Source organism: Roseovarius litoreus, from assembly GCF_900142765.1.
Taxonomy (GTDB): domain Bacteria; phylum Pseudomonadota; class Alphaproteobacteria; order Rhodobacterales; family Rhodobacteraceae; genus Roseovarius; species Roseovarius litoreus.
The window spans coordinates 49,924-65,483 of sequence record NZ_FRCB01000004.1 but is presented as its reverse complement, the minus strand read 5'-3'; the positions used below and the strand labels follow the sequence as shown (position 1 = coordinate 65,483).

Genomic DNA, 15,560 nt, shown 5'->3' with positions numbered 1-15,560 from the left:
GGCGGAGCGGCATATGGTCGACAGTCCGGGCCGGATCACCCTGTGGGGCATCGAGGTGTTCATGGCGGCGGCCGATGAGCGGTCGATCTCGGCGGCGGCCAAACGGTTGGGGGCCAGCCCTTCGGCGGTGAGCCAGCAATTGACCAATCTGGAAAGTGCGGTGGGGGCGACGCTGCTGCAGCGCAATGCGCGGCCCGTGCGGCTGACGCCTGCGGGTGAGATCATGAAGCGGCATGCGCTGGTGATCCTGAACGAGGCGGCGCAGGCGCGGGCGGAACTGGCGATGTCGGACCTGTCGATGCTGACGCGGTTCCGGCTGGGCATGATCGAGGATTTCGAAGCCGATGTGACCCCGCAGCTTCTGACGCATATGGCAGAAGAGCTGAGGGGCTGCCAGTTTCTGCTGGAGACGGGTGCCAGCCATGCGCTGTTCGATCTGCTGGATCAGCGGGCGCTGGATGTGATCGTGGCGGCGGATCTGGGGGCTGGCGGGGACTGGGCCGAGGTCCACCCGGTGCTGCGCGAGGGGTTTGTCGCGGTGGTGCCTAAGGGCGCGCTCAGGGCGGACAAGGATGTGCTGCGGCAACTCAAGCGGATGCCGCTGGTGCAATACACGCAGCGGCATTACATGGGGCGGCTGGTGAGCGCGCATCTGATCCGGCAGAACCTTGCCTTGCGCCATCGCTTCGAGATCGACAGCTATCACGCGATCCTTGCGCTGGTCGGGCAGGGGGCAGGCTGGACCATCCTGCCGCCGCTTGCGCTGATGCGGGCGCGACGGTTCGCCGATCAGATCGACGTGCTGGAACTGCCGTTCGAGCCGATTTCACGCACCATTTCGCTGACCGCGCGCAAGGACATCCTGGGCGAGATGCCGGCGCAGGTGGCCGCCACGCTGCGCCCGATCCTACAGGAGCGCATCGTGGGGCCGGCGATCGCGGAATATCCGTTCCTCGAAGGTCACATGACGGTTTTGCAGGGCGTTCAGGTGCCGTAGGCGAGCGCGCCCACCCCCATCACGTCATGCGCCGCCGCGATCAGCGCGTCGGCGATCACGTCGAGCTCGTCACGCGTCAGGCGGGCGGGCAGGCGCGTGTCGCAGGCGCGCATCAGCATCGCCCGTGTGCCCGGCAGCTCGCCCGGCGCCTCGGGCAGGAAGCGCCAGTTCCAGAAGGCGCGCGCATTGTCGGTGGACATGCCGAAGATCTGCACCTTGACCCCGCGTGCCGCGGCGGCGCTGGCGAAGGCGCGGGTTTCTTCGTCGCTCAGACCCACGAGATTGAACTGGATGGAATCGGGGGCGCGCTCTTCTTGCGGCAATTTCGCGGGGACCTGCAGCCATTGGCAGCCATTGAGGCGAGAGGCGACATGATCGTGATTGGCGCGCCCATCGACAACGCGGCGGGGAATTTCGGCCAGTTGCGGGCGGATGACCGCCGCGGACAGATTGTTCATGCGCAGATTGTAGAGCGGCAGGCGGTTTTGCCATGTCTCGAACGCTGCGTTCAGGGCATCGTCCTTGGTTGTGATGTGCTTGGCCCAGTTATGCTCATAGGCGCCCGACATGATGACGGCACGGGCCACCAGATCGGGATCGTCGGTGATCATGATGCCGCCTTCGCCGGCATTGACGAGCTTGTAGGATTGGAAGCTGAAACAGCCGACGAGGCCGATCGTGCCGATATTGCGCCCGGACCATGTTGTGCCGAGCGAATGGGCCGCATCCTCGATCACCGGGAGACCGCGCGCGTCGCAGAGCGCCATGATCGCGTCCATGTCGCTGGTATGGCCGCGCATGTGGCTGATGAGCACCGCCTGCACGCCATCGAGCTTGGCTTCGAAGTCGGCCAGATCGATGCGGTAATTGTCGCCCACGTCGCAAAGCACCGGGATGCAATCGGCATGGACCACCGACGAGGGCACCGCGGCGAAGGTGAAGGCGGGGATCAGCACCCGCGCATCGCGCGGCAGGCCAAGCGCCTTGAGCGACAGGAAAAGCGCCGCCGAACAAGACGAGACCGCAAGCGCATAGCGGCTGCCCATGGTCTGGGCGAAGTCACGCTCGAGCAGGGCGACGGGAGAGTCTTGAGGTGCGGTGTAGCGGAAAAGGTCGCCCGATTGCAGCATGCGGTCGATCTCGGCGCGGGCGGCATCGGGAATGGGCTCGGCATCGTAGACATTCGGTGTGAGCGACATAGGTTCGGCTTTCCTGAAGTTTGATTTCGGGAAAACTAAACCAAATGACCCTGCCGCCCAAGCGAAATTTATGTGACAGAATTTTCGTGGCCGTGGGATATCCGGCATGGCAACGGGCGCCCGAAAGGGGCGCCCGCGCCGAGAGTTGGGGGTGTCCTGCGGGTGCAGGGTTTACCGCGGATTGGGGGCGGTTTCGGGGAAGTTCGGTGCAGCGGTGCGGCTGCCCGAGGCGTCTGCGCTGTTGCGCGAGACAGTGTCGCCGCTCTGGATGTTCAGGGCTTCATCGACGACCGCCTGGCTTTGGGACAGGCTGTAATCTCCGATCTGCACACGCTGGCCGCGCTTTTGAGCGATGTCGATCTCGTAGAGTTCGGGCGCGCTGAGCGACTGGAACTCGACTTTGCTGATCTGCATCGGCAGGCGCTCGACCTCGGTGATCTGGCTGGCGGCGGCGGGCAGGGCCGCTGCGGTCAGGGTGGCCCCGAGGACGATGGCGAGGGCGCTGCGGGCGGGTGTGTTTGCAAATTTGGTCATGTCGTTTTTCCTTTCGGTTTCGATTGCGATGACCGGAAGGTGTGTTTGCTAAGCCGTTGTTGCAAAACACGAATTGAACACGGACAGGTGAGGTGGCGCGTGATCGGGAGCGGCCTCGCGAGGGTGTGAGGGATGCGCTATCCGTTCGTGATCGGAGCGGCTGTGCGAAAGTCCCTTGTATGACGAGATCATCAGGTGGTGCCGCGCGGGTCGCGCGCCATGTGCCCGGCCCCTTGTAGGGCGATATGGGGGCTGTCGTTCACATCCCGGACACGTCGGCATGAGGTCCGTGTGAGCGGGTTTTTCCGGCTTCCGGGGCGTCGCGTGCGGCGTTGATCCGGGGATCTGGCGGGGCGCGCGGAGGCTCAGATGCCCAATCTGTCGCGCGTCGCATACCATGTCATCGCCAGCGCGAGCAGCGGCGCGCGCAGAGCAGAGCCCCCCGGAAAGCGCGGGGCGGGCACACGGCAAAGGGTGTCGAACCCTGCGGATTGGCCGGCGATGGCGTCGGCCATCAGCTTGCCGGCATGGGTGGCGGTGCCGACGCCATGCCCCGAATAGCCCGAGGCGGACAGGATGTTGGGTGCCAGCCGCGCAAGATAGGGCATCCGGCGCATGGTGATCGCCAAGGTGCCGCCCCATGTATACTCGAAGCGGATATCGCGCAGATGCGGGAAGATCTCGGACATGGGTTTGCGCACGGTGGCGTCGATATCGGGAAAGCGGTAGCCATAGCTTTCGCCGCCGCCGAACAAGAGCCGGTTGTCATGGCTCAGGCGGAAATAGTTCACCACGAATTTCGTATCGGCCACGGCGATGTCACGGGTCAGGACGCGGGCGGCATCCGGCCCGAGCGGTTCGGTGGCGGCGATGAAATTGTTGATCGGCATGACGCGCGCGGCCACGCGCGCATCGAGCCCGCCGAGATAGCCGTTGCAGGCAAGGATCACATGATCTGCCGTCACCGCGCCCCGATTCGTCTGCACGCGGGCGGGGGTGCCTTTGTCGATCTGGCTGACCAGCGTGTTTTCATGGATGCGAACGCCGGCCGCTTGCGCCGCGCGCGCCAGTCCGAGCGCATAGCCGAGCGGGTGCAGATGCGCCGCTGTCATATCGAGCGTGCCGCCCATGTATCGCGGCGACGGGCAGAGCGCCTGCGCCGCCTCGCGATCCAGCTTTTGCAGAGCGGTGTAGCCATACTGCGCGGCCAGATGATCGGCGTAAGCGTGTTCCTCGGCCACTTCGCGGGCTGAAAAGCACATATGCGCGATGCCGGGCTTGAGATGGCAGTCGATCCCGTGCCGGGAAATCAGGGATTTGACCAGCGTCTTGGCATCTTCGGCCAGATCCCAGAGTTTCGCCGCGTCGTCCTTGCCCACCAGCCGTTCGAGCGCGGTCTGCTCCATTCGCTGCCCCGAGCCAAGCTGTCCGCCATTGCGCCCCGAGGCGCCAAAGCCCACGCGATGCGCCTCGAGCAGGACGACATTGAGGCCCGCCTCGGCCAGATGCAGGGCCGCCGACAGCCCGGTATAGCCTGCGCCGATGATGCAGACATCCGCTTTGAGTTGACCGCGCAGCGGATCGAAGGGCGCAAGCGGCGTGGCGGTGGCGGCATACCAGCTGGGCGGATACTGCCCCTGACGGTCATTGGCGAAGAGCAGGTTCATGGCGAAGGCATGCGCATGGCGGATCAGACGTTCAGCAGCAGGTGTTCACGCTCCCACGGGCTGATGACTTGCAGGAATTCCTCGTATTCGGCGCGTTTGATGATCGAATACACGCGCGCGAAATCGGGGCCGAGGATATCATGCAGATCGGTCGCCTCTTCGAACATGTCGAGCGCTTCGCCCAGAACGCGGGGGATGTCCGGCTCGCCCTCATAGGCGTCGCCCTTGAACTGCGGATCGGGGCGGGTTTCGTTGAGCATCCCCAGCAGGCCACAGGCGAGGCTGACCGCGATCCCGAGATAGGGGTTGCAATCCATGCCGGCCATGCGGTTTTCGATCCGGCGCGCCTCGGGTGGGGAGAGCGGCACGCGGATGCCGGTGGTGCGGTTGTCGCGCGCCCAGGCGAGGTTGATCGGGGCGGCGTGATCCTTGACGTAGCGGCGGTAGGAGTTGACGTAGGGCGCCATCACGGCGATCGCGTCGGGCAGGTGTTTCTGCAGCCCGCCGATGAAGTGATAAAAGGCGTCCGTTTCGCCGCCCTGCGGGCCGACAAAGAGGTTGCGACCGGTCTGGGGGTCAAGGATCGAATGGTGCAGATGCATGGAGCTGCCCGGCTCGTCCTCGATCGGTTTGGCCATGAAGGTGGCGAAACAATCATGCTTGAGGGCGGCTTCGCGGATCAGGCGCTTGAAATAGAACACCTCGTCGGCCAGTTTCACCGGATCGCCGTGGCGCAGGTTGATTTCCAGCTGTCCCGCGCCGCCTTCCTGGGTGATGCCGTCGATCTCGAAGCCTTGGGCTTCGGCAAAGTCGTAGATGTCGTCGATCACCGGACCGAACTCGTCCACGGCGGTCATCGAATAGGCCTGACGCGCGGCGGCGGGTCGGCCCGAGCGGCCCATCATCGGCTCGATCGCCTTGGCAGGATCGAGGTTTCGGGCGACGAGGAAGAACTCCATCTCGGGGGCGACGATCGGCTTCATGCCGTGTTTGCGATAGAGCTCGACCACCCGCTTGAGCACGTTGCGCGGCGCGAAGGGGATGGGTTTCTCGTCGCGGTCATAGGCGTCGTGGATCACCTGCAGGGTCCAGTCCCCGGTCCAGGGGGCGGCGGTGGCGGTGGACATGTCGGGGCGCAGGATCATGTCGCGTTCGATGAAGCCTTCCTCGCCCGCGGCTTCGCCCCAGTCGCCGGTGATGGTCTGATAGAAGATCGAATCGGGCAGGTGGAAATGCTTTTGCCGCGCGAATTTCGAGGCGGGCACGGCCTTGCCACGGGCGATGCCGGGAAGATCGGCGATCACGCATTCCACCTCGTCGAGCCTGCGCCCCTCGAGATAGGCCTTGGCCGCTTCGGGAAGTGAGTCGGTCCAGTCGTCCGCCATGATCAGCGCTCCTGCTTGAAGAATTCGGCGATGCGGCGGCCGATCACGTCATTGGCGACGGGCGCATCTAGGCGCGTCTGCGCCTGTGCCAGTTGGGTGTCGGGGACCACGCCGGGGCCACGATGCTCGATCAGCCGGCCGATGATATGGGCGCCGAATTCGGGATGTGGCTGGATCGTGTAGATGCGGTTGCCATAAAGCAGGGCGGCATTGGCGCAAAAGTCGTTCGAGCCGATCACCTGCGCGCCTTCGGGCAGGCTCACGACCTGATCCTGATGCCAGGCGTTCAGCGCGATCTTCTGGCCTTCGATGTCATAGACCGTGCGCCCGATGGCCCAACCGCCGGGAAACTTGACGACCTTGCCGCCAAGCGCCTGCGCGATGATCTGATGCCCGAAGCACACCCCCACCAGGGGCCGTCCCGCATCGTATATGTCGCGGATGAACTGCTCCAGAGGCGGGATCCACGGGTGATCCTCGTAGGCGCCATGCTTGGAGCCGGTGATCAGCCAGCCATCCGCCTCGGACGGCCTGTCGGGATAGTCCTCATCCACCACGTTCCATGTCTCGAACGTGAAGCCGTGCCCGTCCAGCAGCCGCGCGAACATCGCATCATAATCGCCCAGTTCCCGGCGCAGGATGTCGATGGCGTGTCCGGTCTGCAGAATTCCGATTTTCATGGGAACCCCATAATTTGATCAAATTCAGGCTATCTCAGCCGGCAGGCCGGGGCAAGGCCCGGCATGCCCGAGGCGATATGGTGTGCCTGACGACCTGTTTACACCGTCTCGAGATATGTTTTCCACTGGGTTTCGGTGGGGATGTCGCGCATCAGGCGCAACTCTTGCCGTTTGGTCATCACGAGGTTGGCGATCAGTTGCCCGGGCAGGATGCGCGCGACCATCGGATCGGTCGCAAAACGGTCGATCGCGGTCTCCCAGTCGGGGGCCATGGCGGGCAGATCGCGCTGATAGGCGTTGCCTGTGATCGGGGCGGGGGGTGTCATGCCCTCCTCGATGCCGGTGATCGCGGCGCCGAGGATGGCGGCGAAGGTGAGATAGGGGTTGATGTCGCCGCCCGAGACGCGATGCTCGATCCGGCGGGCCTGGGGTGGGCCGCCGGGAATACGGATCGCGGCGGTGCGGTTTTCATAGGCCCAAGAGGCGCTGGTGGGCGCATGCGCGTCGGGCACCAACCGGGTGTAGCTGTTGGCATGCGGCGCAAAGACCAGCGTGGAGCCGGGCAGGGCGGCCAGACAGCCCGCGACGGCGGCGCGCAGGAGATCGGTGCCCGCCTCGCCGCCATCGTCAAAGAGGTTGCGCCCCTCGGCGTCGATCACCGAGAAATGCATATGCATCCCGTTGCCGGCATCATTGGCGAAAGGCTTTGCCATGAAGGTGGCGGAAAAGCCGTGCTTGTGCGCCAGCCCCTTGATGAGCGTCTTGAAGAGCCATGTGTCATCGGCGGCGCGCAGCCCGTCCTGATGGTTCAGCGTCACCTCGAACTGGCCGATCCCGGCCTCGCTGGTGGCGGTCTGGGCGGGGATGCCCATGGCGGCGCAGGCCTCGTAAAGAGCGGTCAGAAAGGGATCGAACGCATCCATCTGCGTCATCGACAGGATGCCCGGCGCCTCGAGCCTGCGGCCCGATCGCGGATCGCGCACCCGGTGCAGGGTCTCGCCGCTGTCATCGACCAGGGTGAATTCCAGCTCGGTAGCGGCGATCACCTGCCAGCCGCGCTCGCCGAACCGGTCCAGCACCGCAACCAGGGCGTGCCGCGGATCGCCTTCGAAGGGCAGCCCGTCATCATGATGCATCGCCATCGGCACCAGCGGCTGCGGCGCGTCCAGCCAGGGCAACGGCACCGGCCCGCGCCCGGTGGGATGCAGCACGCCATCGGCATCACCCGAGGCGAAAACCAGTGGAGAGCCGTCGATATCGGCCCCGAAAATATCCACGTTGAGAACTGACAGCGGCATGCGGATCGCGCCCTGATCCAGCTTGGCGGCGTAACCGCCGGGCACGCGCTTGCCGCGCATCTGACCGTTGAGATCGCAGGCGGCGACACGGATCGTTGGGTGGTTCGCAAGCTCCATCGGGGCGGCTCCTGACATGTCGGCGCATAGGCTAATCCGTCATGGGAAAGGATGCCACAAGAATTTGATCAAAAAAATCCGCAGTAAAACGGCGTCGGTATCGCGTCGGTATTGCACCGGAATTCTGTCGGTGTGTCGGGCGCTGGCCGATCGATGTCGTGACCGGGGCGAGCGGGGGCCTCCGGCGGGGATATTTGGGGCCAGAAGAAACATGAGGCGGCGCGCGTTTCTTCTGGCTGTAAATATCCCGGGGGAGTCGTTGAAATCCCCCTTGAGGGATTTCAACGGCGGGGGCAGGGCCCCCTCTTGCCCGGTCTCAGCCCTGGACCGAGGCGCGGTGGATGCTGTCGATCGAGGCTGCGATGGTGTCGTTGAACTCGGCGTCGGATTGCTGGGCGGACAGGCCTTCGGTGAGCGCGCGGCTGAAGCTCGCGATCATGCCGGTGTTGCGGGCCAGCCGGGCATTGGCCTCGTCGCGGCTGTAGCCGCCCGAGAGCGCCACCACGCGCAGCACCCGCGGATGGGCGATCAGCGGTGCATAGAGGTTGTCGGTTTCGGGCAGGGTCAGTTTGAGCATCACCTGGCAGTCTTCGGGCAGGGCGTCGAGATGGGCGGCGAGCGCGTCGCGCAGGAGTGTTTCGGCGGCGGCCTTGTCGGGAATGCTGATGGTGACTTCGGGTTCGATGATCGGCACGAGCCCGTGGGCGAGGATCTGGCGGCCGATCTCGAATTGCTGGGCGACCACGGCCTTGATGCCCGCCGGATCGGCGGCGTTGATGACCGAGCGCATCTTGGTGCCGAAGATGCCGGCCTGCACGGCGCGCGCGAGAAGCGCGTCGAGATCGGGCATCGGCTTCATCAGCTGCACGCCATCCCGTTCGTCCGCCAGCCCCTTGTCGACCTTGAGAAAGGGCACCACGCCGCGGTCTTCCCACAGGTACGTGGCCGAGGGCTTGCCGTCGATCTGCCGGTCCATGGTCATCTCGAAGAGGATCGCGCCGATCACCTTGTCGCCGGTGAAGGCGGGGGCGCGGGCGATGCGCGAGCGCATCTCGTGGATGAGGTCGAACATCTGCTCTTCGCTGTCGTATTGGTCTTCCTCGATCCCGTAAAGGCGCAGCGCCTTGGGGGTGGAGCCGCCCGACTGGTCGAGGGCCGCGATGAAGCCGGGTGCGGTGCGGACCTGTTCGGTCTGGCGGTGCTTGGACATGAACGTATCCCCATGGACTGAAAAGTGACGGTAAGGTGACGGTGTGCCACCATATTTCCGGTGGTTCTAGGCGAGGGGCGGCGATGATGCAATCGTGGTCGCGCTAACAGCGGGGTGCCGGGGCGCGCGCCCCGGGCACCGTCCCGGGATCAGCCGCCCAGGGCCGCGACGCCGGGCAGCACCTTACCTTCCATCCATTCCAGAAACGCGCCGCCGGCGGTCGAGATATAGGTGAAATCCGCAGCGGCGCCGGATTTGTTCAGCGCGGCCACGGTGTCGCCGCCACCTGCGACGGAGACCAGTTTGCCCGCCCGGCTGAGGGCCGCGGCATGGGCTGCGGCGGCGTTGGTGGCGGCATCGAAGGGCTCGATCTCGAAGGCGCCGAGGGGGCCGTTCCAGATCAGCGTGCGGGCCGCGTCGAAGGCGGTGGTGATCCGCGCCACCGATTGCGGGCCGGCATCGAGGATCATCGCATCTTCGGGGCAGGCATGGGCGGGCACGGTGTCATGCGCGGCGCCGGCCTTGAACTCGCGCGCCACCACAACGTCGGCGGGCAGAAGGATCTCGCAGCCCGAGGCGCCGGCGCGGGTCATGATCGAGCGCACGGTGCCTGCCATGTCATGTTCGCAGAGCGACGTGCCCACGGTCAGGCCCTGGGCGGCGAGGAAGGTATTGGCCATGCCGCCGCCGATCACCAGTTGATCGACCTTTTCCACCAAGTTGCCCAGAAGATCGAGCTTGGTCGACACCTTGGCGCCGCCGACCACGGCCACCACCGGGCGCTGCGGCGCGCCCAAGGCGGCCTGAAGCGCCTGCAGCTCGGCCTGCATCAGGCGACCGGCGCAGGCGGGCAGCAGATGGGCGAGCGCCTCGGTCGAGGCATGCGCGCGATGGGCGGCGGAAAACGCATCGTTGCAGTAGATGTCGCCGAGGCCTGCGAGGCGGCGGGCGAATTCGGGGTCATTGGCTTCTTCGCCGGGGTGGAAGCGGATGTTTTCCAGCAAAAGCACGTCGGCGGCGCGGGCCTCGTCGGTGAGGTTCTCGGCGCCATCGAGCGTTTCGATGAAGGTGACCTTGCGGCCGAGCGCCTGTTCGAGGGCGGGCACCACGGGGCGCAGCGACATGTCGTCCACCACCTTGCCCTTGGGGCGGCCGAAATGGGCGATCAGCATCGGCGTGCCGCCGGCTGCGAGAATGGCCTCGATCGTGGGCACGATGCGGGTGATGCGGGTGGCATCGGTGACGCGGCCGTTCTCGATGGGCACGTTGATGTCCACGCGGGTCAGCACGGTCTTGCCGGCCAGATCCATGTCATCGAGGGTTTTCCAGCTCATGCCTGAGGCCTCCTGCCTGTCCGAAACACGGGGTCTCTATTGGCGTGTCGGGGGCAGGGCGTCAACCTCTGCGCTTGGCAATCCCGAGGCGACGGCTTAGGTATCTTGCGACATCTCAGACAAGGAGGGCCAGATGGCCGATATCAAGGATCCCGAGAACACCATCCTCATCGAGCTGAAGGACGGCACCGTCACGATCGAGCTGCTGCCCGACATCGCGCCCAACCATTGCGCGCGCATGAAGGAGCTGGCGCGCAGCGGTCAGTATGACAACGTGGCCTTCCACCGGGTGATCGACGGTTTCATGGCCCAAACCGGCGATGTGGCGAATGCCAATATGGAGAAGGATTACAATCCGCGCGCCGCAGGCACCGGCGGCAGCGACCTGCCCAATCTCAAGGCCGAGTTCAGCCGCATCCCGCATGATCGCGGCACGATCGGTGCGGCCCGCAGCCAGAACCCGGACAGCGCCAACAGCCAGTTCTTCATCAATTTCAGCGACAACCATTTCCTCAACGGGCAATACACGGTCTATGGCCGGGTGATCTCGGGGATGGAGCATGTCGATGCGATCACCCGCGGCGAGCCGCCTGCGAACCCGGACCGGATGATCAGCGTGAAGGTGGCCGCAGATGCGTAAACTGGCGGTTCTTTTCAGCCTTCTGGCCAGCCCCGCGCTGGCCACGGGCCTGCAGATCGAGATCGCGGGCGAGGCCAATGGCACCGTCACGATCGACCTTTTCGAGGATGTGGCTCCGGGCCATGTGGAGCAGATCACGGCGCTGGCCGAGGCGGGCGCCTATGACGGGGTCGTGTTCCACCGGGTGATCGAGGGTTTCATGGCGCAGACCGGCGACGTGCAGTTCGGCAAGCTGGAGGGCGGCGATATGGGCCGCGCCGGCATGGGCGGCAGCGACCGGCCCGACCTGAAGGCCGAGTTCTCGGATGTGCCGTTCGAGCGCGGCGTGGTCGGCATGGCCCGCAGCCAGAGCCCGGACAGCGCCAATTCGCAGTTCTTCATCATGTTCGCACCGGCCACGCATCTGAACGGGCAATATACCGTTGTCGGAGAGGTGACGGGCGGCATGGATGTGGTCGATGCGATCAAGCGCGGCAAGGGCCGCAACGGCGCGGTGATCGGTCAGCCCGACGTGATGCAATCGGTCACGGTCACCGACTGAGCCGATGCCGGCCGACGCCTTGGATATCGCCACGGGGTATGAGCCGCTCGATACGCTCAAGCCCGTGGCGGACGGGGTGTGGCTGATCGATGGGCCGGCGCTGCGCTGCGGGGGGGTGCCGGTGCCCACAAGGGCCACGGTGATCCGGCTGGAGAATGGCGATCTGTGGGTGCATTCGCCGACGCGGCTGAGCGAGGGGCTGCGCGCGCAGATCGAGGCGCTTGGGCCGGTTGCGCATCTCATTGCGCCGAACCGCTGGCATCATACGCATATGCCTGATTGGCAGGCGGCTTTTGCGCGCGCGAAAAGCTGGGCGGCGCCGGGGGTGGCGGACCACGCAGCCCGGAGGGGCCATACGCTTGTTATCGATCATGTATTGAAGGCCGACGGTGCCGAGGCGCCCTGGGCCGGGCAGATCGACCAGATGATCCTGGGCGGCAGCCGGGATCATCGGGAGGCGGTGTTCCTGCACCGCGACAGCCGGACGCTGATCCTGACCGATCTCATTCAGGCTTTCGAGACGGCGAAGCTGCCGGTCTGGACGCGGCCGATCATCTGGATCGCGGGGGTGGATGACAGCGACGGCAGCATGCCGCCGCGTCTGCGCTGGAGGTATCGGGACAAGGCGGCGCTGGCCGAAAGTCTGGAGCGGATGATCGCATGGGCGCCCGAGCGGGTGATCCTGGCGCATGGCCGCTGGTATGAGCGGCGCGGCACCGCCGAGCTGGAGCGCGCCTTTCGCCGGTTGCTGCGGCATCGGCGGTGGGACCGGGCGTTGTCGGACATGAAGAAAGGCGACGGGGGCGCGCAGTAGTCGGCGCGCAAGGGCTTTCACGTTTGCGTGGGCCTGCTGTGCAGATGGGGCGCGGATGGGCATTATCGGGACAGCCCTTGAAGGAGCTCTACGCGATGCCTCGTCTGCCGATATTGACCGCCATATTGGCGCTTGCCGCGCATATGGCCGCTGCCGATCCGGCCTTCTGGAAACATGAATGGCCGAACACGGATTTCACCACCACCAGCGTCGAGAGCTGGGTCGAGATCGTCTCGGGCGGGCCGCCGAAGGATGGCATCCCCGCGCTGAGCGATCCGGAGTTCATCGAGGCTTCTGAAGAAACCCGGATCGGCGGGCGCGAGCCGGTCATCACGCTTGAGATCGCAGACGCCGTGCCGCGCGCCTATCCGATCCGCTATCTGACATGGCACGAGATCGTCAATGACGAGGTGGCGGGTGTGCCGGTGGCGGTCACGTTCTGTCCGCTGTGCAATTCGGGGCTGGTCTTCGACCGGCGGGCAGGGGGCCGCGTGCTGGAGTTCGGGGTGTCGGGGAAGCTGCGCCATTCGGACATGATCATGTATGACCGTCAGACCGAAAGCTGGTGGCAGCAGGCGGTGGGCGAGGCGATCGTGGGTGATGTGACCGGCACGGAGTTGCGACAGGTACCGGCATGGATGGAAAGCTGGGACCAGTTCCGCGCGCGCCATCCCGATGGGCTGGTCATGGCCGAGCCCGCCTATCCCCGGCGCTATGGCCAGAATCCCTATGGCGGCTATGACGGGCTGACGCGGCCTTTCCTTTATAGCGGTGATCCGCCGCCGCATGGCATTCCGGCTCTGGCACGGGTCGTGCGGGTGGGGGACCGCGCCTGGCCGCTGGAGCGTGTGCGACGGCACGGCGGGTTGAGCGAGGAAGGTGTGGTGATTGGTTGGGAGGCGGGACAAGCCTCGGCGCTGGATACGGAGGTGATCGCCCAAGGCCGGGATGTGGGCAGCGTGCGGGTGCGCGACGCGCAGGGGCGCGATTTGCCGCATGATGTGATGTTCGCCTTTGCCTTCCATGCGTTCTGGCCCGAAGGGCGATGGATGCTGGGGGAGAGAGGCGGTCGCGCGGGGTTAGAGCCCCATGGCGGACAGCAGGCTTGGGATCTGGTCCTTGAAGCGGAAAAACCCGTGGGTGGCATGGGGCCATGCGCGTTCGTCATAGGGGCGCAAGGGGCGGATCAGGGCGATGCCGTGGGGCGCGAGGGCCGCGTCCAGCTTGTCCAGAGCCTCGGCTGTGGGGCCGACGGGGGCATAGGGCGTCACGATCTGCTCAAGCCTTGAGGCGCGCGCCCAATCGGCGATGGCGTCCACTTGGTCGTGGTGCCCTGCATCCTCGCCCGAGCGGTCGCGCCAGCGGGTGGCGGCATCCTCGAGTGCTGCTGAGACGAAGGCGGTGACCTGAGGCGACACCGCAAGGGGGGATCGGGCGGATGTGGTCTGCAGGCGGATCTGCGAGACGGGGGCGAGGCCCGTTTCGAACAGGTAAGCGGGGCTGAGATCATCCTCGTGCAGCAAGAGGCCCGAGCGGCGCGAGGCTGTCCAAGGTGGCGAGACCGGCGCGGGGCGGCGTTGCGGATGATCGGGGCCGTCCAAGGGCGGGGCCGCAGGGGCAAGGCCCGCAGGGTGAAAGCGACGTTCGGTGTAGCGGGCGATATTGTCGGGGCGCGCGAGATAGGTTTTGCCGCGCGTCTGCAGCCCCGCGACCCACCGCCAGCCAAGTGTGTTCGAGGCCGGATCGCCATCATGCAGGTGACGCAGGAAGAAATCCGCCCCCAGCTCCCATGGCAGGCCGAGGGTGAACACCCAGATCGAGGCGAACCACATGCGCGCGTGATTGTGCAGATAGCCCGTCTGGATCAGTTCATGCGCCCAGTGATCGAAGCCGTCGATGCCGGTCTGTCCGTTGCAGGCATCCGACCAGCGCTGTCGCAGACCGGCTTCGACCCGGCTGCGGTTGAGTGCCGCGGCAAGCCCCTCGCGATAGGCGGTCCAGACGGCGGGGCGCATTTCCAGCCAGCCTTTCCAGTAGCTGCGCCAGAACACTTCCTGAATGAATTTTTCGGCCGCTTGTGGCGAGTGGCGGGCGAGCACGGTGCGCAGAACCTCGTCCTCGGTCAGGAGGCGGTGGCGCAGGTAGGGAGACAGGGTCGAGACATGCACATGCCGGCCCGGACCCAGATCATAATTGCGTAGCCGCGCGTAATCGCCGCCGGCTTTCGGAGCGAAGACACGCAACCGATCGAGCGCCGCGTTGCGCGTGGGTTCGAAACTCTGGGGCGTTGCCGATCCATCCATGCGGCGCGATCTAGCCCTGTCGCCCCGGCGATCAAGCGCAAAACAATCGGGGCCAGCCCCTTGCAGCGTGTGGGGCGCGGGACTAAGACTCCGTTAGCACCTGAGCGGTAAAGCTCATATCTTTATGACAGGCAGGCGGACATGACAGACCCTTATGAGACCTACATGAATACCCTCGTGCCGATGGTGGTCGAACAGACCAGCCGTGGCGAGCGGGCCTATGACATCTTTTCGCGCCTGCTCAAGGAGCGGATCATCTTCGTGAACGGCCCGGTGCATGACGGTATGTCGAGCCTGATCGTGGCACAGTTGTTGCATCTGGAGGCGGAGAATCCGTCGAAGGAAATCAGCATGTATATCAACAGCCCCGGCGGGGTGGTGACCAGCGGGTTGTCGATCTACGACACGATGCAATACATCAAGCCCAAGGTGAGCACGCTGGTGATCGGCCAGGCGGCCTCGATGGGGTCGCTGCTTCTGACGGCGGGCGAAAAGGGGATGCGGTTCTCGTTGCCCAACAGCCGAATCATGGTTCACCAGCCGTCGGGCGGGTATCAGGGCCAGGCGACGGACATCATGATCCACGCCGAAGAGACGCTGAAGCTGAAAAAGCGGCTCAATCAGATTTACGTGAAGCATACCGGCCAGACCCTCAAGAAAGTCGAGGATGCGCTGGAACGGGATAATTTCATGTCGCCCGAGGAAGCGAAAAACTGGGGTCTCATCGACGAGATCGTGGAAAGCCGCGTGAAAACGGACGACGAAAAGAGCTGATCCGGGGCGGCGTCGCCATCCCGGAAGGCCAGCGAATTTGACATTGTGGTGCATGACCACCTGTCTT

At 65.3% G+C, this 15,560-nt stretch carries 14 protein-coding genes and 1 pseudogene; 6 read left to right on the top strand and 9 right to left on the bottom strand.

Features of this window, described 5'->3' with window-relative positions:
- Nucleotides 1-13 precede the first annotated feature (13 nt).
- The gene (locus F3H35_RS08885; protein ID WP_007818020.1) at nucleotides 14-997 is read left to right on the top strand and encodes a LysR family transcriptional regulator; all 984 of its coding nucleotides are present in this window, start codon (nucleotides 14-16) and stop codon (nucleotides 995-997) included.
- Here F3H35_RS08885 and F3H35_RS08880 read toward each other — a convergent pair.
- The 8 genes from F3H35_RS08880 to F3H35_RS08845 all read right to left on the bottom strand — a co-directional run bounded on the left by F3H35_RS08880 (nucleotide 985) and on the right by F3H35_RS08845 (nucleotide 10,421).
- Nucleotides 985-2,196, bottom strand: a complete 1,212-nt coding sequence (locus tag F3H35_RS08880) for a DegT/DnrJ/EryC1/StrS family aminotransferase (RefSeq protein ID WP_149779268.1) — start codon at nucleotides 2,194-2,196, stop codon at nucleotides 985-987. The two genes, F3H35_RS08885 and F3H35_RS08880, sit on opposite strands and share 13 nt — an antisense overlap.
- Before the next feature lie 171 nt (nucleotides 2,197-2,367).
- Complete coding sequence (locus tag F3H35_RS08875; protein WP_149779267.1) at nucleotides 2,368-2,730, bottom strand: hypothetical protein; 363 nt, start codon at nucleotides 2,728-2,730, stop codon at nucleotides 2,368-2,370.
- 365 nt (nucleotides 2,731-3,095) lie between these two features.
- Nucleotides 3,096-4,397: an NAD(P)/FAD-dependent oxidoreductase gene (locus tag F3H35_RS08870; RefSeq protein WP_149779266.1), complete on the bottom strand. Its 1,302-nt coding sequence runs from the start codon at nucleotides 4,395-4,397 to the stop codon at nucleotides 3,096-3,098.
- 23 nt (nucleotides 4,398-4,420) lie between these two features.
- Nucleotides 4,421-5,782, bottom strand: a complete 1,362-nt coding sequence (locus tag F3H35_RS08865; protein ID WP_149779265.1) for a glutamine synthetase family protein — start codon at nucleotides 5,780-5,782, stop codon at nucleotides 4,421-4,423.
- 2 nt (nucleotides 5,783-5,784) lie between these two features.
- A complete protein-coding gene (locus tag F3H35_RS08860; protein WP_149779264.1) occupies nucleotides 5,785-6,462 on the bottom strand; it encodes a type 1 glutamine amidotransferase in 678 nt (225 codons plus the stop codon).
- A 98-nt stretch (nucleotides 6,463-6,560) separates the two neighbouring features.
- Nucleotides 6,561-7,877 carry a glutamine synthetase family protein gene (locus F3H35_RS08855; RefSeq protein ID WP_149779263.1) on the bottom strand — a complete coding sequence of 439 codons (1,317 nt, stop codon included), beginning with the start codon at nucleotides 7,875-7,877 and terminating at the stop codon, nucleotides 6,561-6,563.
- 316 nt (nucleotides 7,878-8,193) lie between these two features.
- A complete protein-coding gene (locus tag F3H35_RS08850; RefSeq protein WP_149779262.1) occupies nucleotides 8,194-9,087 on the bottom strand; it encodes a fructose bisphosphate aldolase in 894 nt (297 codons plus the stop codon).
- 149 nt (nucleotides 9,088-9,236) lie between these two features.
- Nucleotides 9,237-10,421: a phosphoglycerate kinase gene (locus F3H35_RS08845; RefSeq protein ID WP_149779261.1), complete on the bottom strand. Its 1,185-nt coding sequence runs from the start codon at nucleotides 10,419-10,421 to the stop codon at nucleotides 9,237-9,239.
- Nucleotides 10,422-10,554: 133 nt separating this feature from the next.
- On the opposite strand from F3H35_RS08845, the gene F3H35_RS08840 reads away from it, so the two are divergent.
- The 4 genes and pseudogenes from F3H35_RS08840 to F3H35_RS08825 form a co-directional block, all read left to right on the top strand.
- Nucleotides 10,555-11,061, top strand: a complete 507-nt coding sequence (locus F3H35_RS08840; protein WP_149779260.1) for a peptidylprolyl isomerase — start codon at nucleotides 10,555-10,557, stop codon at nucleotides 11,059-11,061.
- Nucleotides 11,054-11,602 carry a peptidylprolyl isomerase gene (locus F3H35_RS08835; protein ID WP_149779259.1) on the top strand — a complete coding sequence of 183 codons (549 nt, stop codon included), beginning with the start codon at nucleotides 11,054-11,056 and terminating at the stop codon, nucleotides 11,600-11,602. Before F3H35_RS08840 ends, F3H35_RS08835 begins: the two co-directional genes overlap by 8 nt.
- 4 nt (nucleotides 11,603-11,606) lie before the next feature.
- Nucleotides 11,607-12,416: a DUF4336 domain-containing protein gene (locus tag F3H35_RS08830; protein WP_149779258.1), complete on the top strand. Its 810-nt coding sequence runs from the start codon at nucleotides 11,607-11,609 to the stop codon at nucleotides 12,414-12,416.
- Nucleotides 12,417-12,511: 95 nt separating this feature from the next.
- Nucleotides 12,512-13,474: pseudogene (locus F3H35_RS08825) on the top strand (DUF3179 domain-containing protein); the annotation flags it as partial.
- Nucleotides 13,475-13,495: 21 nt separating this feature from the next.
- Here the strand turns inward: F3H35_RS08825 and F3H35_RS08820 are convergent.
- On the bottom strand, nucleotides 13,496-14,719 hold the full coding sequence (locus F3H35_RS08820; protein ID WP_149779257.1) for an FAD-binding domain-containing protein: 1,224 nt from the start codon (nucleotides 14,717-14,719) through the stop codon (nucleotides 13,496-13,498).
- 141 nt (nucleotides 14,720-14,860) lie between these two features.
- Here F3H35_RS08820 and F3H35_RS08815 point away from each other — a divergent pair, with 141 nt between their 5' ends.
- A complete protein-coding gene (locus F3H35_RS08815; RefSeq protein ID WP_149779256.1) occupies nucleotides 14,861-15,493 on the top strand; it encodes an ATP-dependent Clp protease proteolytic subunit in 633 nt (210 codons plus the stop codon).
- Nucleotides 15,494-15,560: the final 67 nt, after the last annotated feature.